This window comes from Acetoanaerobium pronyense, from assembly GCF_017874355.1.
Taxonomy (GTDB): Bacteria; Bacillota; Clostridia; order Peptostreptococcales; family Filifactoraceae; genus Acetoanaerobium; species Acetoanaerobium pronyense.
Map to the genome: position 1 here is coordinate 29,753 of NZ_JAGGLI010000003.1, position 20,327 is coordinate 50,079.

A 20,327-nucleotide genomic window follows, 5' to 3' on the forward strand; every position below is an offset into this window, starting at 1 on the left:
AAAATCAACTTTATAAAAAAATATAATCTATTTTGTTAAAATCCATTAGAGTATATTATATAGAGGAAATACAAAAAAATAAATGATAATAAGAAAAAAATATATTTGCGTTGATTTTAAATCAATAGTAGGGTAAAACATTCATATGGGTATATAATTAAAAAATTGAAAGACGAAGGTGATTAAATGGCTTTAGATGGATTGACATTATATGGAATAACCAAAGAACTTCAAAATAGCATAACTGGTGCTAAAATAGATAAGATAAGCCAGGCTGAAAACGATGAAGTATTATTAAGTATAAGGGGAGATGGAAAAACCTTTAAATTATTAATAAGTGCTAACAGTTCTAATCCAAGAATATATTTTGTAGAAAAATATAAAAAGGAAAACCCCTTAAAAGCTCCTATGTTTCTAATGATTTTAAGAAAATATATTCAAAGCGGAAGGATATTAAAAATATCTCAAGAAGGATTGGAAAGAATAATCAAATTTGATATAGAGGCATATGACGATCTTAAGACTCCTAAAGTAAGGAGCCTTATTATAGAAATCATGGGTAGACATAGCAATATTATACTTGTCGATAAAGATTCAAATAAAATACTAGACTCTATAAAAAGAATTCCTATAACAACTAGCTCTGTAAGAGAAGTATTACCTGGAAAGGATTATTTTCTCCCTCCTTCTCAGGGAAAACTCAACCCTATATCAAATCTGGATTTTTCATCTTTTGTATCAAAAATCACTTCTAAGGACCTTTTGCTTTATAAAGCTATATATGAAAGCTATAGCGGAATAAGTCCTTTAATTGCAAAAGAAGTGTGTTATAGAGCTTCTTTGGATTTAGATTCATCAACTGCATCTATATCAAATTTTCAGCTTGAGAGACTTTTCAATTCATTTGAAAGAATGATTAATCAAATAAAAAATCATATTTTTTATCCTTGTATTGTCAGTGACTTAGCTTTAGACAAGATAATTGACTTTAGTATAATAAGACTTACAATATACGATTCCTTAAAGATAAAGGAATACGAGTCTATTAGCAAGGCTACTGAAGAATTTTATCTTTTAAGAGACCTAAAGGAAAGAATGTCCCAGAAAAACTCTAGCTTGAAAAAACTTGTAGCCCAAAAAATAGATAGACTTGAAAACAAAATCTCAAAACAGAAAAACGAACTTCACGAAACTTTAGTTATGGAAGAATTAAAGAAAAAAGGTGATCTTTTAACTGCATATATATATATGCTTGAAAAAGGTATGAAATTCATTAATGTCCCTGATTTTTATAACGCAAATTCTCCTGAAATTACAATTGGACTTGATGAGAATCTTTCACCTTCTGAAAATATTCAAAAACTCTATAAAAAATATAATAAGCTTAAGAAGAGAAAATCCGAGCTTACTATCCAAATAAATCAATCTCAAGAAGAGCTTTCTTATCTTCAAAATGTTTTGCTTTCTATAGAAAACTGTGAAAGCTACCAAGAAATTGAAGATATAAGAGATGAACTTGCAAAGGAAGGCTATATAAAATCAAAGGGAATTAACAAAAAAAATAAAAAAAGAGATGCCTCATTGGCTCTAGAGCCTCTTGAATTCAAATCTACAGATGGAACGAAAATACTTGTTGGAAGAAATAACAGGCAAAATGATCAGCTCACCTTTAAAATTTCGTCTCCTGATGATATATGGCTCCATACTAAAGATATAGCTGGCTCTCACGTAATAATAAAGACTTCTCTTGACTTAGTTTCAGAATCAACTCTTAAAGAAGGCGCAATCCTTGCTGCATATCACAGTAAAGGAAGGCTGTCATCAAATGTACCAGTGGACTATACATCAAGAAAAAATGTTAAAAAACCTTCAGGAGCAAAGCCTGGTATGGTAATTTATGAAAATCAGCATACTGTATATATTACTCCAAAAGAGGAGGATATTATTAGGATGAGGTGCATAAATGGAGAAAATAAAACTGATAGCTAAAGAATTAATGGCAAGATTTTCAGGTCATAATATTGGTCCAACTGGTGGAATGCTAGCTTACTTTTTTTTATTATCAATTTTTCCTTTTTTAATATTCCTAAATGCACTAATGGGGTTTTTAAATCTACCTATAGATCAAATAATGTCTGAACTTTATCAGATTGTGCCAAATGAAGTAGTGAGTCTTTTAGAAGGATATATTGATTCGGTGGTTATGGAAAGAAGTACTAGTCTTCTTTCTATTGGATTGCTTGCAGCTCTTTTTTCTGCCTCCAAAGCAGTAGATTCTCTGATTTTTGCTCTAAATACTGCCTATAATGTACAGAATAAAAGGAGCTTTATAAAGAAAAAATCCATATCTATTTTCTTTACATTTCTTTTAGGACTATCTATCGCAATAACCCTTATTGTCCCTCCTCTTGGTAAAGATATGATGATGCCTATTGTGGATTTTTTTGGAGTTTCAGATTTTTTCATTACTCTGTGGGTCTATGTTAGATGGATTATAGTTTTTTCTATACTTTTTATTACTTTAGCTCTATTATATGTAATAGTTCCTTATAATAATCTCGGATTCAAATGGGCAATACCTGGAACAATTTTTTCAACTTTAGGATGGATACTTGTATCTTATGGTTTTGCACTATATGTTAACAATTTTGGAAACTATAGTGCTGTTTACGGTTCTTTAGGGGCCATTATCGTCCTTATGATATGGCTTTACATCAGCGGCATAATTCTTATAATAGGTGGAGAACTCAATCATATCCTTTATACTTCATCAAAATCAAAGGATGAACCTGATGAAAATCCAAAGGATTCTATAGATACAAAGTTTAAAAAACTAAAAGAAGACCTTGAAGTAAATTAGTTTATATAAAAACTCCACAATTAGTAATCTTTGATTCTATTAATAGGTTATTTCAACTTATTCTATTCACAATAAAAAATCACCCAACTCCGGTTAGGTGATTTTTTATTTTATATTAAATTTCTAGTTATTAATATCAGATATTTTTTATTTGAATCCATGAAGGATTTTATTTAGAACTACTCCAACTATTGCAGCAAGGCTAAGTCCTGATATACTTACAGTTGAATTTATAGGTATTGAAAGATTTATTCCAAAGTTTCCTCCTAATCCTATTATAAGAATCGCACCTATTATAATTAGGTTTTTTACATCCATTTTTATGTTGCTATCTTTCATAGTCTTTACTCCAACGATTGATATCATGCTAAAGAGCATCAATGATATCCCGCCCATTACTGGTACTGGTATAGATTGCAAGAAGCCTCCTACTTTTCCTATGAAACCTAATACTATTGCTATTACTGCTGTTATTCTAAGGATTGAAGGATCGTAGTTTTTAGTTATTGCAAGGACTCCTGTATTTTCTCCATAAGTAGTATTTGCAGGTCCTCCTAAAAATCCAGCCGTTATTGTAGCAAGTCCATCTCCAAGCAAGCTTCTATTAAGTCCTGGTTCTTCCATGAAGTTCTTTCCTACAACCGCTCCATTTGTAGTGATATCTCCTATATGCTCCATAAATACCGCAAGAACCACAGGTGCGATGATTGATATAGCTCCTATATCAAACTTTGGAGCTGTAAATCCAGGCATTGTAAACCATCCTGCCGTGGTTATAGTTGATACATCAAGAGCTCCTGTAAACGCAGATGCTATATAACCTATAGCCACTGCAGTTATGATAGCCATTTGCTTAAAGAAACCCTGTCCTTTGAAGGTAATCATCAATGCAACAGAAAGGGTTAGTATCGCTAAAAAGAAGTTTGCAGATGCCATCCCAAATGCTACTGGCACAAGGTTAAGACCTATAACTACTATCATAGGACCTATTACCTGAGAAGGAAAAAACGACTTGACTTTTTCAACTCCTACTGCTTTTACTATAAAGGACATAAGAACATATAATAATCCTGCTACAATAATACCGCCTTGAGCGTATGTAATGTCTCCGTAAAGCTCTCCTACGTATATAATTACTGGAATAAAGGCGAAACTAGAACCTAAAAATACTGGTACCTTTCCTTTTGTACACAGATGAAAAATAAGTGTTCCTAGACCTGCACAGACAAGAGCAACCGAGCTGTTCATCCCTGTAAGTAGGGGAACTAGTACTGTAGCTCCAAACATTGCGATAAGATGCTGAAATGCAAGAGCCACCTTCTTAGCATTTTCTAAAAATGAGTCTCCTGAAATAGATGTTAAAGTTGTTTGATCAATTGTTTTCTCTGACATTGATTTTCCTCCTCTTCAAATTAGGAGGGAGAATTACTTCTCCCTTTTCAGCCTCACTGGACTAGATTAAAAGGTCTTTAAATGCACTATTCATTTATAGAAACATAATTCTCAGAGTCTATACCTTCGACACTGACTTTTATGACCTCTGACCTTGATGTTGGAACATTTTTGCCTACAAAATCTGCTCTTATGGGAAGCTCTCTATGTCCTCTGTCTATAAGCACTGCAAGCTGTATGCTCTTTGGTCTTCCTTGATCGATTATAGCATCAAGGGCTGCCCTTACTGTCCTTCCCGTAAAAAGGACGTCATCCACGAGTACTATAATTTTTCCTGCAGCATCAAAGCCTAGTTTACTATCCTTCACTATTGCCTGATGATGCTTTTCTGTTAGATCATCCCTATAAAGAGTTATGTCTATTTCTCCAACAATCACGTCTTTTCCTTCAATATCCTTTATCTTTGCAGCTATCATAGCAGCAAGTGGAACTCCTCTGCTTTTAATTCCCACAAGAGCGACGTCATCAATCCCTTTATTTCTTTCTATGATTTCATGACTTATTCTTGTTATAGCTCTTTTCATAGCTTGGTCATCCATTATCATGGCTTTTTCCTTCATAAAAATCCCCCTTGCATCAAAAATGGCTTCCTGCACATGCAGAAAGCCAGAGTAATCAAATTTCTAATTAGCTCTCCTTCGATGCATCTCGTGCAAAATTAAAGGATATTCTTATACGATTATATAACCTTTTAGAGTTTTAATCAAGAGAAAGTTTTCTAAGAGCTTCTTTAAAAACTTGTGGAGGTTCATTTGAAAATTCCATAAACTCATTTGTAAATGGATGAACAAATCCTATCACGCCAGCATGTAATAGCTGTCCATCAATTTTAATCTTAGGGTTTTTAGGGCCATAAAGCGGATCTCCTAAAAGAGGATATCCCTTGTAGGCCATATGAACTCTTATCTGATGAGTCCGTCCTGTTTCTAGGGTTGCTTGAAGATATGTATAGCCTTCTCCTCTTGATAAAACTTTAAAATGGGTAACAGCATTCTTCCCAGAAACTACAACTGCCATTTTAAGTCTATCTTTTGGATTTCTACCAATGGGAGCATCTACTGTAAACTCATCTTCTTTTACTTCATTATGACAAATAAGGAAATAAACCCTTTTAATAGAATGATTTTTAAGCTGATGAGATAAATGTCTATGGGCGTTATCTGTCTTTGCAATAAGCAAAAGTCCTGATGTATCCTTGTCAATCCTATGAACTATTCCAGGTCTTATAATTCCGTTTATTGAAGATAGATTTCCCTTCATGTGATAAAGAAGGGCATTTACTAAGGTTCCAGTGTAATTACCTGGTGCTGGATGTACTACCATTCCTCTGGGCTTATATATCACTGCCAGCTCACTGTCTTCATATACTATTTCTACATCTATATTTTCCGGCTCTATATTTAATTCCTTTGGCTCTGGGATAGAAATCTCTACAATATCCTCTTCAGAGACTTTATAGCTAGCTTTTTCAATTTTTTCATTTACAGTGACTTTTTTATCTTTAATTAAAGCCTGTATATAAGTCCTTGACCTTGATTGTATCTCCTGAGCTAAAAAAGCATCTAGTCTAGTATCCTCATCATCCTCAAGTACAATAAATGTCTTTACTTCTTCCATATCTAATACTCCTCATCAAGCAAAGTATTATCTAATATTAAAAGGACTATTAAAGCAATGCCTCCTAATACTACACAAATATCCGCAAAATTAAAAACAAACTGCCATATCCCTCTAAAGTCAAACATATCAACCACAAACCCATGATAAATTCTATCTATAAGGTTTCCTATGGCTCCAGCAGCAATTACACTTAAAATCAGCTTAAGTCTTTTATCTATGTTTTTTCTTAGGTATAAAAAAATCCCTATAAGCACTATAGAAGTTATAAAAATAAATAACCATTGTCTATTTTCAAGTATTCCAAAAGCTGCTCCTCTATTTTCCACATAGGTAAGATGAAAAAAATCTTCAATTATAGGATAAGAGCCAATTGTTTTTAAAGATGTGAGGGAAAAATATTTAATTATTTGATCTATAAATACTAAAATAATTATAAAGATATAATACATAAAAGCTCCTTTTTAAATTAATTTCTTTTACTCTTACCTTAAGACAAATCCAACTTTTCTATAGACTTTATTGACTGTTTTAAACGCTTTTTTCCTTGCTTTTTCTGCCCCATTTGTATAAACCTGCTCTAGATAATCTTTATTATCTAAAAGTTCATGGTATTTTTCCCTTACTGGTCTTAATCCTTCGATTATAACTTCAGCTACATCCTTTTTAAAATCCCCGTAGCCTTTTCCTTCATATCTATTTACAATATCCCCAACAGACTCTCCTGTAATACTTGAATATATATTAATAAGATTTTTTATTCCCTTTTGCTCATCATTATAGCTTATTACTCCAAGTGAATCTGTTACAGATTTTTTTACTTTTGACATTATTATGTCAGGCTCTTCTATCATCGAGATAGGTCCATTTGGATTTTCATCAGATTTTGACATCTTTTGTGATGGATCTTGAAGACTCATTATCCTAGCTCCTTCTTTAGGTATGAAAGGCTCGGGAATTACAAATGTATCACTATATCTTGAATTAAATCTTTGAGCCAAATCCCTTGCAAGCTCAAGATGTTGCTTTTGGTCTTCTCCAACTGGAACTAGATGCGTACCATAAAGGAGTATATCTGCAGCCATAAGTACAGGGTAAGTATAAAGTCCTGCATTTAAATTTTCAGCCTTTTTCTGGGATTTGTCTTTAAACTGAGTCATTCTGTTAAGTTCTCCCATATAAGTCATGGAATTTAGTATCCATGCTAACTGCAAATGCTCAGGAACATGTGACTGAATAAATATTGTATTTTTATCAGGATCTATCCCACTTGCGATATACTGTGCCAATACTTCAAGAGTAGTTCTACGAAGATCTTTAGGGATTTGAGGAACTGTGATTGCATGAAGATCTACTATGCAGTAATGGCAATCATATTCATCTTGAAGAGCTACCCAGTTTTTCATAGCCCCTATATAGTTTCCAAGTGTAAGCTTTCCAGAAGGTTGCATCCCACTCAATATTATTTTCTTTTCCATAAAAACCTCCTTTTGAAATTATATAAATAGTCATTTTTATATTAAATCAGTTCTATCATCTTTAAAATAAGCTTTTTTGAGTTTTTAGCTGCTTTTAAAACAAACTCATCAAAGTTTTCAGGCGCTTCCCCATTAGCCTTGTCACTCATTGACCTGATTACTAAAAACGGCATTTTATTTATAGCGCACACATGAGCAATTGCAGCTCCTTCCATTTCAGCACAATCTGCTTCAAATTCTTCCTTTAAGCTTTCTTTAAGTTCATTTGAGCTTACAAATATATCTCCAGATACTACTACTCCCTGAACTACTTTCATATCTTCTCCAAGTACGCTAGAGCTTTTTTGTGCTAGAGATATAAGGTTTTCGTCAGCTAAAAATATACTGCTTTCCATTCTAGGAATTACACCTTTTTTGTGACCAAAAGCCGTTACATCAAAATCATGCTCGTAAAGCTTTGTAGAAAGCACTATATCTCCAATTTCTATATTATCAGATATAGCTCCTGCAACTCCTATATTGATAACATACTCTATATCAAACCTATCAATAAGGACCTGAGTGCACATAGCAGCGTTTACTTTTCCTATTCCACTTCTTACTACTACAAGCTTTTTATTATTAAGATTTCCTTCATAAAAAATAAGTCCTGCAAACTCTTTTATATTAACATTTTCCATAAGCTCTTTTAAAAGGACGATTTCCTCTTCCATAGCTCCAATTATACCTATTTGTTTCATACACTATACCTCCTAAAATCCATATCTTTTATATTATCACAGATAAATATATTTTTCATTAAAACAGAGCATCCGCTTGGACGCTCTGTTTTACTTTTATAGAGAAAAATAAGTTTTAATATATCTACATTTTAATAGTAGTTTATATTTTTTCTACAGAAATCTTAGCCTCATGACCATTTAATGAGTCACTTTCCATATCCTTAGTTTCTTTTACTTCGATTTCCTCTGCAAGTGTCTCTTCCATGATATAAGCTTTATGGATTTCCACTGCCTTTTCTATCTCTTTGCTTGATTTGAACTGTATTTTTATCTTGTCCATCATCTCAAAATCCTTAGCTTTTCTCATCTGCTGAACTTTTGATATGAACTCTCTTGCATACCCTTCATCTATAAGTTCTTTTGTAAGATTAGTATCAAGTACAATAAAGAGATTGTTTTCAGTTGCAACATCAAAGCCTTCTTTTGGAGATACGTTTATAAGAACATCATCTTTTGAGAAACTAAATTCTTCGTCTGAAAGATTAAAAGTTATTTTCTCTCCTGACTCTAGCTGACTTACTGCCTTTGCAGAATCAAGCGCAGCAAGCTTTCCTGAAAACTCTTTAAGCTTAGGCCCTAAAGTTTTTCCAAGAACTGAGAAGTTAGGCTTAAGATTAAAGTTCATATACTGATTTATATCCTTAGAAAACACTACTTCCTTAACATTAAGCTCTTCTTCTATAAGTGGTACAAGATCTTCCATTATCTCCTTGTTGTTTGCATCTATTATAGCTTTTCCAATAGGCTGTCTTACCTTTATCTTCGCCGCTTCTCTTGATGCTCTACCAAGAGTTACAATGTCCTTTACAAGATCCATCTTATGCTCTAGCTTTTCGTCTATTAGCTTTATATCAGCTCTTGGATAGTAGCTTATATGAACAGAAACCTCACCAGTAAGTTTTCTATACATCTCCTCAGCCATAAATGGTGCAAATGGAGCCACCATCTGAGAAATACCTACAAGAACTTCGTGGGTTGTGTTGTATACAGATTTCTTATCCAGTGTAAGCTCTGTATCCCAGAATCTTCTTCTGCTTCTTCTTATATACCAGTTTGAAAGATCTTCATTGACAAAGTCCTGTATAGCTCTAACTACCTTTGTCATGTCAAACTTTTCCAGCTCTTCTTCTACGTATTTTTTAAGATTATTGTATTTTGAAAGTATCCATCTATCAAGTTCTGGTCTTTCTTCATATTCTACAAAGAATTCCTTTGGATTAACTTTATCTGTATTTGCATAAAGAGAGAAAAAGTTGTATACATTTTTAATAGTTCCAAAGAATTTGCTTTGAACCTCTTTAAGTGCTTCTGTATCAAATCTAGTTGGCGACCATGCAGGTGATACATAAAGAAGGTACCATCTAAGGACATCCGCTCCATATTGATCAAATAATGCAAAAGGATCAACTGTATTTCCTTTTGACTTGCTCATTTTTTTACCTTCTTTGTCAAGGACAAGGTCATTTACAAGGACATTCTTGTATGGCGATTTTCCAGTAACAAAGGTTGATATAGCAAGTAAAGAGTAAAACCATCCTCTTGTTTGGTCTATTCCTTCACATATGAAATCTGCTGGGAAAAGCTCATCAAAGTTTTCTTTATTTTCAAATGGATAGTGATGCTGTGCAAAAGGCATAGCTCCAGAATCAAACCATACGTCTATTACTTCCTTAACTCTTTCCATAGTTCCTTGACATTTTGGACAGTTTATATGAACGTCATCAACATAAGGTCTATGCATTTCTATTGATGAATCTATATCTTCTATAGACTTTTCCACAAGCTCAGCGATTGAGCCTATGGACTCCTTGTGTCCACATTCGCATGACCAAATATTAAGTGGTGTACCCCAATATCTTGATCTTGATATAGCCCAGTCGTTTAGATTTTCAAGCCAGTTTCCAAATCTCTTTTCTCCTACATAATCTGGGAACCAGTTTACAGAGTTGTTGTTTTCTATAAGCTTTTCCTTAAGCTTTGTAACCTCTATATAATAGCTTGGCTTTGCATAATACATAAGTGGAGTCGAGCATCTCCAGCAATGTGGGTAGTTGTGCTCCATCTTTTCTTTTTTATAAAGTTTATTTTCTGCTGCAAGCCACTTGATTATATCTACATCAAGCCCTTCTTCCATTACAAATCTACCTTCCCAGTCAGTTGCAGTATACTTTCCGTCTTCTCCTACTGGTTGAACTACTGGAAGGTCATATATTTTTGCTACGTTATAGTCATCATCTCCAAATGCTGGTGCTGTATGAACTATTCCAGTACCATCTTCTGTAGTTACATAATCTCCAAGCACAACATAGAAGGCTTTTTTATCAGGTTTTACAAATTTCATAAGCTGTTCGTATTCTATATACTCAAGGTCTTTCCCGGAAATTTCTTCAACTATTTCATATTCTCCAACAAGAACCTTTGGAGCAAGAGTTTTTGAAAGATAATAAAAATCTTCACCTTGCTTTACTTTTACATATATTTCCTTTGGTGATACAGCAAGGGCTACATTTGATGCAAGAGTCCATGGAGTTGTCGTCCATGCAAGGAAGTATTCATTTTCCTTTTCTTTTAACTTGAACTTAGCTATGACTGTATTTGTCTTTACTTCTTTATACCCTTGGGCAACCTCATGGGAAGCAAGTCCTGTACCACATCTTGAGCAATATGGAAGTATCTTGTGCCCTTCGTATATGTATCCCTCTTTAAAAAACTTGTCAAGTATCCACCATACAGACTCAATATACTGGTTATCTAGTGTTATATATGGATTATCTAAATCTATAAGATATGCCATTCTTTCTGTCATATCTCTCCAAAGATTTTCATATTCAAATACAGATTTTCTGCACTCTTCATTAAATTCCTTTAATCCATATTTTTCAATGTCTTGCTTTGATGAAAGATTTAATTTTTTTTCTACTTCTATTTCTACTGGTAGTCCGTGAGTATCCCATCCAGCTTTTCTCTTTACCTGATATCCACTCATAGTCTTATATCTACAAACAGAATCCTTTAGGGTTCTTGCTAGTACATGATGTATTCCAGGCTTTCCATTAGCTGTAGGAGGTCCCTCAAAAAATACATAGGATTTTTCTCCCTCTCTGGATTCCACACTTTTTTTAAGTAAATCAATTTCTTTCCAGTAATCCGCAACTTTCTTTTCATTTTGTTTTATGCTGTCGTTATAAAGATTTTCAAACTTCATAATATATCTCCCTTCAAATCATTTATTTACAATAAAAAATCCCTGCATAAAAAATGCAGGGACGAAGATTTCCGCGGTACCACCCTAATTGCTTGAAAAACAAGCCTCTTACTTTCAACTAACGCATGAAATATCGAAAAAGCCTAATTTAATTTCAGCTTTTTAGCTCATGGATGATTTTCATTTTGATTAATCTATAGGGCTTCCACCTGTCCCCTACTCTCTATAAGCTTAAGTCAAGACTACTCTTCCAATCATAGCTATGTATTTGGTTTATTATCAGATTTTATAATAAATGGTGAAAAAAAGCAATATATTTATTCTTCTATTCCTTCTAATGGCTCTTTTTCTTGTTTTTCCATATTGTTACTAACTTCAACCTTTTCTTTTATGAGTTCAGTATGAGATTCCTTATTTTCATCACTTTTAAATATTTCTTCTATCTTTTGTATTTCATCTTCTAGAAGACCTCTAAATTTGGTTTTAAAAAACATAAATTCCCTACGTATATCTTCATAACTTTTTCTTATTTCTACAACTTGATTATTTGCATCTTCAATGATTTTTTTCGACTGTGAATATGCCTCTTCAATTATTATATCTGATTTTTTTTGAGCATTCATATTTACGTCTTCTGCTGTCTTTTGAGCAACAATTAGAGTCTCTTTTAGGGTATCCTCTATTGTTTTATACCTGCTAAGCTGATCGGTTAAAGCTTTCAGCTTATCCTTGAGTTCTATGTTCTCTCTGTAGAGATTTTCATAATCTGATTTTAATGTCTCTAAAAAATTATTTACCTCAGCTTCACTATAGCCTCTCAAAGATTTTTTAAATTCTTTAGTCTCTAATTCTAGTGGTGTTAGCATTTGGCTCCTCCTAAAGAATTATTTTTATTTTTGCCCTTATTTTTCCCTTTCGAGTTTCATTTAAAACCTCTAAAAAAATAGCTCTTCCATACCCCCTAAGAGATATCAATGAGCCCTCTTTAATTTCTTTTGAATTTGATAAAATAGGTTCAAAGTCAATTTTAAGTCTTTCTGAAGATATAAGGTTTTGAGCCTTGGCTCTGGAAAGATTAAATATCTCAGCTATTATATTATCCGCCCTAAGGGAAGAAATTGTAACTATCTTTTCTTTATATTTTTCTTCGTTTTTTATTATTTGGGAAATATTTATTTTTTTTAATCTTACACTCTCTTTTGAAATTTTAGTCAAATTAAAAAATATATATTCGGATATTTTTTTGTCAGCTATGATATATGCACAATCCTCATGGACATAAATATCTCCTATCTTTTCTTTAGTTATACCTAAACCTAAAAGACTTCCCAAATAATCTCTGTGACTTACGGAGTTGAATTTAAAGCTTCCTTCTACCTTTAGAGGCTGAATAGACTCTTCAATGTCAGATTTTTCAAAATAATCTGGGTAGATTTGAATGAGTTTTCTCTCCGCATCGCTTGCCCCACCCTCCTCATGGAAGGAGATGCCATCTATTCCTCTTATAATATCTATAAGGATTTTACGTTGGAAGGGATCTAAAAAGTCAGTACTTCTAATATCGTAATTTTCTAAGACCCCTTCTACCTTTGATATGTTTTTTATCATTACAGATTTAATTTCAATATCTCTAATATGAGATGTAAGCTTTTCTTTATCCAGCATATTTTAAAATCCTAATAAAAGTCTAAATATAAAGTTTTGAACCATATTTAGCAGCAGTAATACTACAATGGGAGAAAGATCTATCATACCAGTATTAATATGCCTTGACATAAAATCTCTTACAGGACCCATTATTGGTTCAGTTGCACTGTATATAAATTTGACTCCTGGAGAGTATCTATCAACATTTGGAAACCATGATAATAGTACTCTTGCAAGTATAAGTAATTGAAGTACTCTAAAGAAATAACTAATAGATTGTATTAAAACCCACATTTAAATGCTCCTTTTGTCTACCAACGAAATAGGCCTTTACTTTCAAGCTCTTTTTTTATATTGCCGTCTATGTCTATATTTGAAGGAGCAAGTATAAAGATTCCCTTAGAAACCTTTCTTATATCTCCATCCATTGCATAAATTGCCCCATTTAGGAAATGAAATATTGTTTTTGATACTTCAGGATCCTGAATGTTTTCAAGATTAACAACTACAGCTCTTCTATTTTTTAAGCTATCTACTATAGAAGGAGCCTCATCATAAGATACTGGTTCAAATATCACTACTTTCATCTGTGGCGTATTTGGGTTTATGTTTACCACCTTGTTTGATGTTCCTGATTTTGTGATAGGTAAACTTGGCTGCACCATTTCCTCTTCATAGAAATCCTCTTCATCATAATCGTCTTCTCTTAAGCCCCCGAAAAGAAAATCCTTAATCTTCCCTGATATTTTTTCTGCCATTTCAAACCCTCCTAATCATAATTTCTTTCTCCAAAAATTGCCGTCCCCACCCTTACCATATTCGAGCCTTCTTCTATAGCTACTCTATAATCATTTGTCATACCCATAGAAAGATATTTTAAATCTACATTTTCTAGATTAAGAGATTTTATATTCTCAAAAAGAGCTTTCATCTCCCTAAAATATGGTCTTGCATCTTCAGGATTTTCTTCAAAAGGAGCCATACCCATAAGACCCCTCACCTTAATATTTTTGAATTTTTTTGATACTTCTTTGATAAATAAAGGAACATCTTCTTTTAATAGTCCATGTTTTGTGTCCTCAAGAGATATATTTACCTGAATAAGGCAATCTACCACGATGTTATTTTGTCCAGCTCTTTTGTCAATCTCCTCAGCTAAAGATAGTCTATCCAGAGAATGAATAAGAGTCGTTTTATTAATTATATATTTTACCTTGTTGGTCTGTAAAGTGCCAATAAGGTGCCAACGAGCTTTTTTTCCTAAAACTTCATATTTTTTATTTAGCTCCTGGACTTTATTCTCACCTAAATCTAAAACCCCTGAGTCTAAAGCCTCAGCAGCCATCTCACTACTGACAGTTTTTGTAACTCCTATTAAAGTAACTTCATCTGTCCTTCCAGCCTGATTTAAAGTATCAGCTATATTTTTTTGGATGTTTTTTATATTTAGCTTAATATTATGCATTATCTCACCCTCTGTCCTGATTTTATATTTCTAGGAGCAATAATTACTTCATCATAGAGATTTATATTTTCCTGACTTGTAGAACTATCAGGATCAAAAGAGATTATATAGTTATTCTCGTCTTCTCCTTTAATATCCTTAAGCTCTTTAAAATGAGCTGTACCTACCTCATTAATAGTAAATACTCCTAAGACACCTTCATTTTCAACTACAGACTTTTTGGGAACAATTATTCCGGAAACCGAATTATATTCTAGGTTGAATTTATGCTTTCGTTGTTTAGTAAAATCAAAGTTTTCATTTTCCACTTCAAAAATCCCTAAAAACTTTTCATCTTCACCCTTATGAAAATCATATAAAGAGCCTAGTATCATTTCGTCTCCTATATGAATTGTTATAGGTCTACCTCTTTCAATATTTCTAATATCATTTTCATCTACTTCACATGCAATATACCATTTGTGATTATTGACAACTGTAGCAAATATATCTCCTTTATTTACTCCATCATTAATGGATATTAAATTGTTATCTTTAAAACTTGTGATATCTGTAACAGATATATTAGCCATATTGGCAATGCTGAACTTTTCATACTCTCCGTCACTATAAAAAGAGACAACCCCTGGATTATCTGCTCTTATATAGTACTTGTCTGAGTTTATCTTATTTTCTAGGTTTAGCTTTTCAGCTTCAAGTTGCTCTAGACTCATTTGCCCCACATCTGAGGCTCCACTGAGTAATCTTCTTCTTTCCATTAATGAAATAAGATTCTCTTTTAGGTCAGATACGTAGGTTAAGTCATTGTTGACTATTCTATTTTGAATATCTACATAAATAAAATCTATTTTTGCATCTAACTCCGCAATTTCTTTTTCAGGATCCTTTGGAGTAGTATTATTTTTGAGTTCATTTATTCTTCTATTTATTATCTGAAGCTTAAACTGTTCGTCTCCCTTTAGCTGTTCATTTTGAAGCTTGGCTATTATTCCCGATTTTTTAACTCGCTCTCCTTCTGACAGAGAATCTGAAATATATCCATCTGATGGAGAAAATACCTGATATTCATTTCGAATAATAAGGCCTTCTTTTTCTACAAAATTAGAGATTTGTCCCATATCTAGGACATGCGTTTTTATAGTATATGCATTAATAGTATTGTACATATGAAATACAATATAAAGTAATATTCCAAGCACAATAAAAAAAGGTATATATTTTCTTTTGACAGTTTTTTTCTTCTTTGGGTTTCTAATTTTTTCCGACATAATTTTAATGTCACGCCTTTTCTTTTAAATCTAGTTAACGATAAATCTATTTTACCCTTTTTAGCCCATAATATGAAGGGTTTTAAGCAAATTAAGTAAAAAAAATAATAAAATTATAAAAAACCAGATATAAAATAGTTAAAAAGATTCATATAATCTCCTAATAAACGGAGGTTACATGAATCTTTAATTAAAATCAATTCAGGTTCTTAAAGTTTTATTATTGTTTTATATCTATATTAAAGATATCCTCTGTTTCGTGTTTTTTGGTTCTTCCCATAAGGCTTTTTACTGATTCCTTTACATCTTTGTTTTCATACAAAACTCTGTAAATTTCTTTTGTTATAGGCATATCAACATTTTTTTCTTTAGCAAGATTATATGCAACTTCGGTTGCTGTAATCCCTTCCACTACCATATGAATTTCCTTTAAGGTTTCTTCTAGAGAATACCCTTTGCCTATTAATATTCCTGCTCTTCTGTTTCTAGAGTGAGATGATGTGCAAGTAACTATTAAATCCCCAATACCAGAAAGCCCTGCAAAGGTAGATATCTGGCCTCCTAGGCTAGCTCCAAGCCTTGTTATTTCAGTAATCCCTCTAGTCATTATTGCTGCCTTGGTATTATCACCATATCCAAGTCCATCTATTATACCTACTCCGAAGGCAATAATATTTTTTAGAGCACCTCCAAGTTCTACGCCTAGAACATCTGGATTTGTATATACTCTAAAATATTCATTGCTAAATATATCTTGAATGTATTCGGCTTTAGATATATCATTTGAGGCAGCTACCACAGTAGTGGGCATCTTCATTGCAACTTCTTCAGCATGAGAGGGTCCTGATAAAACCACAAAAGGATTGTCAGAAAGTACGCTATTTACTACTTGAGATATCCTAAGATTTGTTCCTTTTTCAAGTCCCTTGGCAACATTTACAATTACAGCTTCTTTTTTTACATAGTTTTTAATTGACTCGGCTACGTTGCGGACTTGCTGTGAAGATACAGCCATAACAGCTACATCTGCACTTTCTACCGCTTCCTTAATTTCATCAGTAATTATGATATCATTAGGTATTTTTATATCCCCAAGATAATTTTTGTTCGTTCTATTATTTTTCATTTCATCAATCTGTTCTTTTCTTCTAGCATAAAGACTTACTTCGTACCCTTTATCAGATAAAAGTATGGCAAGGGCAGTTCCCCAGCTTCCGGCTCCTATTATAGATATTTTTTCCATATAGATCCTCCTAGCTATGCTTTTTCTCCTATTTTTCTTTCTTTCCCTTTTAAAAGTCTAGATATATTTTCTCTATGGGTATATATTACAAAGCATGTCAAAATCAAGGCTGTAATTATAACTCTTAATTCTCCTCTACCAGAATATATTAAAAGGGGAAGTATTGCTATACCAGTTATTGATCCTAGTGATACATATCTAAATTTAAATATTAGAGCAACTCCAAGTAATGTAGCTATTATAGTAAATATAGGGGCTATTACAATCATTGCACCTATTGAAGTAGCTACTCCTTTTCCACCTTTAAATCCTAGAAAAACTGGGAATACGTGACCAAAAACTACAGCAATTACAGTGATAGATGCTAGGTCTTGTCCTCCAAGATAGTACCCAACTAGACCTCCTAAAATTCCTTTTCCCATATCTGCTAAAAAAACTATAAGTGCAAACTTCTTTCCTAAAATCCTAAGTGCATTAGTGGCCCCAGCATTTCCAGAACCGTGCTCTCTGATATCAATTTTTCCGTATTTTTTTCCAATTATATAAGAGGGGGATATATTTCCTATTAAATAAGCAATTAATATCCCAAGTACTATAAAAGTCATATCCATCAACTACACCTCCTAGTCCCTGCCTTTTTCTCGTATGTAGATTTTAATCGGTGTACCTTCAAACCCAAAATTCTCTCTTAATTTGTTTTCTATATATCTTTGATATGAGAAGTGGAAAAGCTCCTTTTCATTAACAAAAAGTGCGAAGGTAGGAGGTTTGACTCCAACCTGCGTTCCATAGTAAATCTTAAGTCTTTTTCCTTTATCAGATGGAGGCTGATTTAATAGTACTGCTTCACCTATTACATCGTTTAGTACTCCAGTAGATACCCTCTTTGATGATTCTTCAAAAACAAAATCTATATTCTCTTGTATTTTATTAAGTCTTTGATTTGTAAGTGCAGATACAAAGAGTATAGGAGCATAAAGCATAAATGGAAGCTCCTCCCTTACTGTTTTAGTATATGCCTTAACAGTGCTGTTGTCCTTTTCCAGAAGATCCCACTTATTCATAATAACAATGCTTGCCTTACCTGCGTCATGAGCAATTCCAGCAACCTTGCTATCCTGCTCAGTAATACCTTCCTCTGAATCTACAACAATAAGAACCACATCTGCTCTTTCTACAGCAGTATAAGATCTAATTACAGAGTATTTTTCTATGTTGTCACTTACCTTGCTTTTTTTTCTGATTCCTGCAGTATCTATGAAAAGGTATTTTTTTCCATCCATTTCTATATATGTATCTATTGCATCCCTTGTGGTTCCTGCTATAGGACTTACAATAACCCTCTCTTCTCCAAGTATCTTATTTAGTATTGAGGATTTTCCTGCATTTGGCTTTCCAACTATAGCAACTTTTATAACATCCTCATCCATCTCTGTATCAGAGTCCTCTGGGAAGTTTTTGAAAATCTCATCAAGAAGATCCCCAGTACCAAGAGCTAGGGATGCCGATACTGGAATAGGCTCACCAAGTCCAAGCTCATAGAAATCATAAAAATAGTCAGGTATATTGTTATTGTCTATTTTATTTGCAACAAGAAGTACTGGCTTTTTAGTCTTCATAAGCATTATAGCTATTTCTCTGTCCTGAGGAGTCATTCCTAGTCTTCCATCAACCACAAAAAGAATAACATCTGCTGTATCCATTGCGAGTTCTGCTTGTTCTCTCATTTTCTGAGGAATAAGCTCATCTGTTTTAGTCTCTATACCACCTGTATCTATTATTGTAAAATATTTCCCTAACCACTCTGCTTCTGCATAAATTCTATCCCTTGTAACCCCTGGAGTGTCTTCCACAATTGAAATACGTTCCCCTGCCATCCTATTAAAAAGAGTTGATTTTCCCACATTAGGTCTTCCAACTATTGCTACTATAGGTTTCATTTTCTACCTCCTATATTCCTACTACATTTTTTACAAAGCTTTTTCCATCAATCTCTGAAATCTGAACCTCTACATTTAAGGCCTTTTCCAAATCTTTTATAGTTATATTGTCTAAAAATATATCTTCATCAGCCTTCATCATTGATCTAGGTATTAGTAATATATCTCCCAGATCTTGATCTTTGAGCTGATTTATAATGTCAGAGCCTGTTATAAGCCCACTAACTGTAATTGTTTCTCCAAAGAATTCATTTTTTATTTTATATACCTTTACCTGAAGGCCTTCTACAACTTTGCATAGTTTTTCTGAAATCTCAGATATAAAATTAAAAGCTGAAGTCCCAGTTGCAATGGAAATTTGTCTGCTAATTTTTTTATTTTGTATATCATTTATAGACTCTAAAAATTCAATTTCAAGCTTTTTTGTAAGACCTACTCCATTTTCAAGCTGTACAAAACCCTCATATTCATTTTCCTCTGGCATTTCATAGCCTGCCATCATATAAAACTCATCCGATAAAAATACAAATCTTGTTCCTAATTCCTTTAAAAGAGCTTCTTGTAATTTATGGATTTGATTTATAACAGCTATGGAACTTTCTTTATCGAAAATTTCTACTGGATAAAGATTCTCTCTATATTTAGTAATTCCAATGGGTACTACTGCAACGCTATTTAAGTAAGGATGAAGTGTTTTAAGGTCATTTATAGTTTTTTCTAAGTTTTCCTCATCATTGAGATTTTTTACAAGAACAATCTGCCCATTCATTGTAATCTCTGCCTTTGCAAGCTTAGTCATATTTTCCAAAATATTTCCAGCAAATCTATTTCCCAGCATTTTTATTCTAAGGTCAGAGTCTGTAGTATGAATAGATATATTTACAGGGCTTATCTTATATCTTATCATTTTCTCAATTTCTTTTTCTCCCATATTGGTCATTGTAATAAAATTACCTTGTAAAAAAGAAAGTCTAGAATCATCATCTTTAAAGTAAAGGGTATCTCTCATCCCTTGTGGAAGCTGATCAATAAAACAAAACACGCATTTATTTCTACAGGATTTAACAGAGTCTATTATAGGATTTTCAAACTCTATTCCTATATCTTCATCAATTTCTTTTTCTATTTCAAATAATATAAGTTCATTTTCTTTGGTGAGTATTTCCATTTCTATATATTCATCACAGCATAAATATTTATATTCTATTATATCTTCAATTTTTTCGTTATTTATACTTACAAGTATGTCTCCAGGCTTTATTTCAAGTTCTTCTGCAATAGAGCCCTTCTCAATTTTTGTAATAATGTTTTTAAACTTTGTTTCATTTAATTCCAAAAAATCAACTCCATTTATTTTATCTACCCTATAG

General features: G+C 32.8%; 19 protein-coding genes and 1 other annotated feature. Of the genes, 2 read left to right on the top strand and 17 right to left on the bottom strand.

Going from position 1 to position 20,327, the window contains the following annotated elements:
- Positions 1–186 precede the first annotated feature (186 nt).
- Both J2Z35_RS02145 and J2Z35_RS02150 read left to right on the top strand, forming a co-directional pair.
- Entirely contained in the window at positions 187–1,989 is a 1,803-nt protein-coding gene (locus tag J2Z35_RS02145; RefSeq protein WP_209658892.1) for an Rqc2 family fibronectin-binding protein, read from the top strand.
- A complete protein-coding gene (locus J2Z35_RS02150) occupies positions 1,964–2,860 on the top strand; it encodes a YihY/virulence factor BrkB family protein (protein WP_209658894.1) in 897 nt (298 codons plus the stop codon). Before J2Z35_RS02145 ends, J2Z35_RS02150 begins: the two co-directional genes overlap by 26 nt.
- Before the next feature lie 147 nt (positions 2,861–3,007).
- Here J2Z35_RS02150 and J2Z35_RS02155 read toward each other — a convergent pair whose 3' ends face one another.
- The 17 genes from J2Z35_RS02155 to J2Z35_RS02235 all read right to left on the bottom strand — a co-directional run bounded on the left by J2Z35_RS02155 (position 3,008) and on the right by J2Z35_RS02235 (position 20,293).
- Positions 3,008–4,252 (bottom strand): uracil-xanthine permease family protein, encoded by a 1,245-nt coding sequence (locus tag J2Z35_RS02155; RefSeq protein ID WP_209658896.1) that lies wholly within the window; start codon positions 4,250–4,252, stop codon positions 3,008–3,010.
- A gap of 86 nt (positions 4,253–4,338) precedes the next feature.
- Entirely contained in the window at positions 4,339–4,872 is a 534-nt protein-coding gene (gene pyrR / locus J2Z35_RS02160; protein ID WP_209658898.1) for a bifunctional pyr operon transcriptional regulator/uracil phosphoribosyltransferase PyrR, read from the bottom strand.
- Between the two features lie 139 nt (positions 4,873–5,011).
- Positions 5,012–5,929, bottom strand: coding sequence for an RluA family pseudouridine synthase (locus J2Z35_RS02165; protein ID WP_209658900.1), 918 nt, complete (start codon positions 5,927–5,929; stop codon positions 5,012–5,014).
- 2 nt (positions 5,930–5,931) lie between these two features.
- A complete protein-coding gene (lspA, locus tag J2Z35_RS02170) occupies positions 5,932–6,381 on the bottom strand; it encodes a signal peptidase II (protein WP_209658902.1) in 450 nt (149 codons plus the stop codon).
- Between the two features lie 33 nt (positions 6,382–6,414).
- Positions 6,415–7,407: a tryptophan--tRNA ligase gene (gene trpS, locus J2Z35_RS02175; RefSeq protein ID WP_209658904.1), complete on the bottom strand. Its 993-nt coding sequence runs from the start codon at positions 7,405–7,407 to the stop codon at positions 6,415–6,417.
- 41 nt (positions 7,408–7,448) lie between these two features.
- A complete protein-coding gene (locus tag J2Z35_RS02180) occupies positions 7,449–8,147 on the bottom strand; it encodes a 5'-methylthioadenosine/adenosylhomocysteine nucleosidase (protein ID WP_209658907.1) in 699 nt (232 codons plus the stop codon).
- A gap of 142 nt (positions 8,148–8,289) precedes the next feature.
- Complete coding sequence (gene ileS, locus J2Z35_RS02185) at positions 8,290–11,394, bottom strand: isoleucine--tRNA ligase (RefSeq protein WP_209658909.1); 3,105 nt, start codon at positions 11,392–11,394, stop codon at positions 8,290–8,292.
- A gap of 54 nt (positions 11,395–11,448) precedes the next feature.
- Positions 11,449–11,661 (bottom strand) — a binding site (T-box leader).
- Positions 11,662–11,711: 50 nt separating this feature from the next.
- Entirely contained in the window at positions 11,712–12,260 is a 549-nt protein-coding gene (locus J2Z35_RS02190; RefSeq protein ID WP_209658911.1) for a DivIVA domain-containing protein, read from the bottom strand.
- Positions 12,261–12,270: 10 nt separating this feature from the next.
- Positions 12,271–13,059 (bottom strand): YlmH family RNA-binding protein, encoded by a 789-nt coding sequence (locus J2Z35_RS02195; protein ID WP_209658913.1) that lies wholly within the window; start codon positions 13,057–13,059, stop codon positions 12,271–12,273.
- A gap of 3 nt (positions 13,060–13,062) precedes the next feature.
- Entirely contained in the window at positions 13,063–13,335 is a 273-nt protein-coding gene (locus J2Z35_RS02200; RefSeq protein ID WP_209658914.1) for a YggT family protein, read from the bottom strand.
- Between the two features lie 17 nt (positions 13,336–13,352).
- A complete protein-coding gene (locus tag J2Z35_RS02205) occupies positions 13,353–13,799 on the bottom strand; it encodes a cell division protein SepF (RefSeq protein WP_209658916.1) in 447 nt (148 codons plus the stop codon).
- Positions 13,800–13,810: 11 nt separating this feature from the next.
- Positions 13,811–14,506, bottom strand: coding sequence for a YggS family pyridoxal phosphate-dependent enzyme (locus tag J2Z35_RS02210; RefSeq protein WP_209658918.1), 696 nt, complete (start codon positions 14,504–14,506; stop codon positions 13,811–13,813).
- The gene (locus tag J2Z35_RS02215) at positions 14,506–15,774 is read right to left on the bottom strand and encodes an HlyD family efflux transporter periplasmic adaptor subunit (protein ID WP_209658920.1); all 1,269 of its coding nucleotides are present in this window, start codon (positions 15,772–15,774) and stop codon (positions 14,506–14,508) included. The genes J2Z35_RS02210 and J2Z35_RS02215 overlap by 1 nt, the downstream gene beginning before the upstream one ends.
- A 220-nt stretch (positions 15,775–15,994) precedes the next feature.
- Positions 15,995–17,017, bottom strand: coding sequence for an NAD(P)H-dependent glycerol-3-phosphate dehydrogenase (locus J2Z35_RS02220; RefSeq protein ID WP_209658922.1), 1,023 nt, complete (start codon positions 17,015–17,017; stop codon positions 15,995–15,997).
- Positions 17,018–17,031: 14 nt separating this feature from the next.
- Complete coding sequence (plsY, locus tag J2Z35_RS02225; protein WP_245330718.1) at positions 17,032–17,628, bottom strand: glycerol-3-phosphate 1-O-acyltransferase PlsY; 597 nt, start codon at positions 17,626–17,628, stop codon at positions 17,032–17,034.
- A gap of 12 nt (positions 17,629–17,640) precedes the next feature.
- A complete protein-coding gene (gene der / locus J2Z35_RS02230) occupies positions 17,641–18,957 on the bottom strand; it encodes a ribosome biogenesis GTPase Der (RefSeq protein ID WP_209658924.1) in 1,317 nt (438 codons plus the stop codon).
- Positions 18,958–18,967: 10 nt separating this feature from the next.
- A complete protein-coding gene (locus J2Z35_RS02235; protein WP_209658926.1) occupies positions 18,968–20,293 on the bottom strand; it encodes a DUF512 domain-containing protein in 1,326 nt (441 codons plus the stop codon).
- Between the last annotated feature and the right edge of the window lie 34 nt (positions 20,294–20,327).

Bases quoted from the DNA above. Each gene is read 5' to 3' on its own strand.
- J2Z35_RS02145 (WP_209658892.1), top strand. From the start codon at position 187: ATGGCTTTAGATGGATTGACATTATATGGAATAACCAAAGAACTTCAA.
- J2Z35_RS02150 (WP_209658894.1), top strand. From the start codon at position 1,964: ATGGAGAAAATAAAACTGATAGCTAAAGAATTAATGGCAAGATTTTCA.
- J2Z35_RS02155 (WP_209658896.1), bottom strand. From the start codon at position 4,252: ATGTCAGAGAAAACAATTGATCAAACAACTTTAACATCTATTTCAGGA.
- pyrR (WP_209658898.1), bottom strand. From the start codon at position 4,872: ATGAAGGAAAAAGCCATGATAATGGATGACCAAGCTATGAAAAGAGCT.
- J2Z35_RS02165 (WP_209658900.1), bottom strand. From the start codon at position 5,929: ATGGAAGAAGTAAAGACATTTATTGTACTTGAGGATGATGAGGATACT.
- lspA (WP_209658902.1), bottom strand. From the start codon at position 6,381: ATGTATTATATCTTTATAATTATTTTAGTATTTATAGATCAAATAATT.
- trpS (WP_209658904.1), bottom strand. From the start codon at position 7,407: ATGGAAAAGAAAATAATATTGAGTGGGATGCAACCTTCTGGAAAGCTT.
- J2Z35_RS02180 (WP_209658907.1), bottom strand. From the start codon at position 8,147: ATGAAACAAATAGGTATAATTGGAGCTATGGAAGAGGAAATCGTCCTT.
- ileS (WP_209658909.1), bottom strand. From the start codon at position 11,394: ATGAAGTTTGAAAATCTTTATAACGACAGCATAAAACAAAATGAAAAG.
- J2Z35_RS02190 (WP_209658911.1), bottom strand. From the start codon at position 12,260: ATGCTAACACCACTAGAATTAGAGACTAAAGAATTTAAAAAATCTTTG.
- J2Z35_RS02195 (WP_209658913.1), bottom strand. From the start codon at position 13,059: ATGCTGGATAAAGAAAAGCTTACATCTCATATTAGAGATATTGAAATT.
- J2Z35_RS02200 (WP_209658914.1), bottom strand. From the start codon at position 13,335: ATGTGGGTTTTAATACAATCTATTAGTTATTTCTTTAGAGTACTTCAA.
- J2Z35_RS02205 (WP_209658916.1), bottom strand. From the start codon at position 13,799: ATGGCAGAAAAAATATCAGGGAAGATTAAGGATTTTCTTTTCGGGGGC.
- J2Z35_RS02210 (WP_209658918.1), bottom strand. From the start codon at position 14,506: ATGCATAATATTAAGCTAAATATAAAAAACATCCAAAAAAATATAGCT.
- J2Z35_RS02215 (WP_209658920.1), bottom strand. From the start codon at position 15,774: ATGTCGGAAAAAATTAGAAACCCAAAGAAGAAAAAAACTGTCAAAAGA.
- J2Z35_RS02220 (WP_209658922.1), bottom strand. From the start codon at position 17,017: ATGGAAAAAATATCTATAATAGGAGCCGGAAGCTGGGGAACTGCCCTT.
- plsY (WP_245330718.1), bottom strand. From the start codon at position 17,628: ATGGATATGACTTTTATAGTACTTGGGATATTAATTGCTTATTTAATA.
- der (WP_209658924.1), bottom strand. From the start codon at position 18,957: ATGAAACCTATAGTAGCAATAGTTGGAAGACCTAATGTGGGAAAATCA.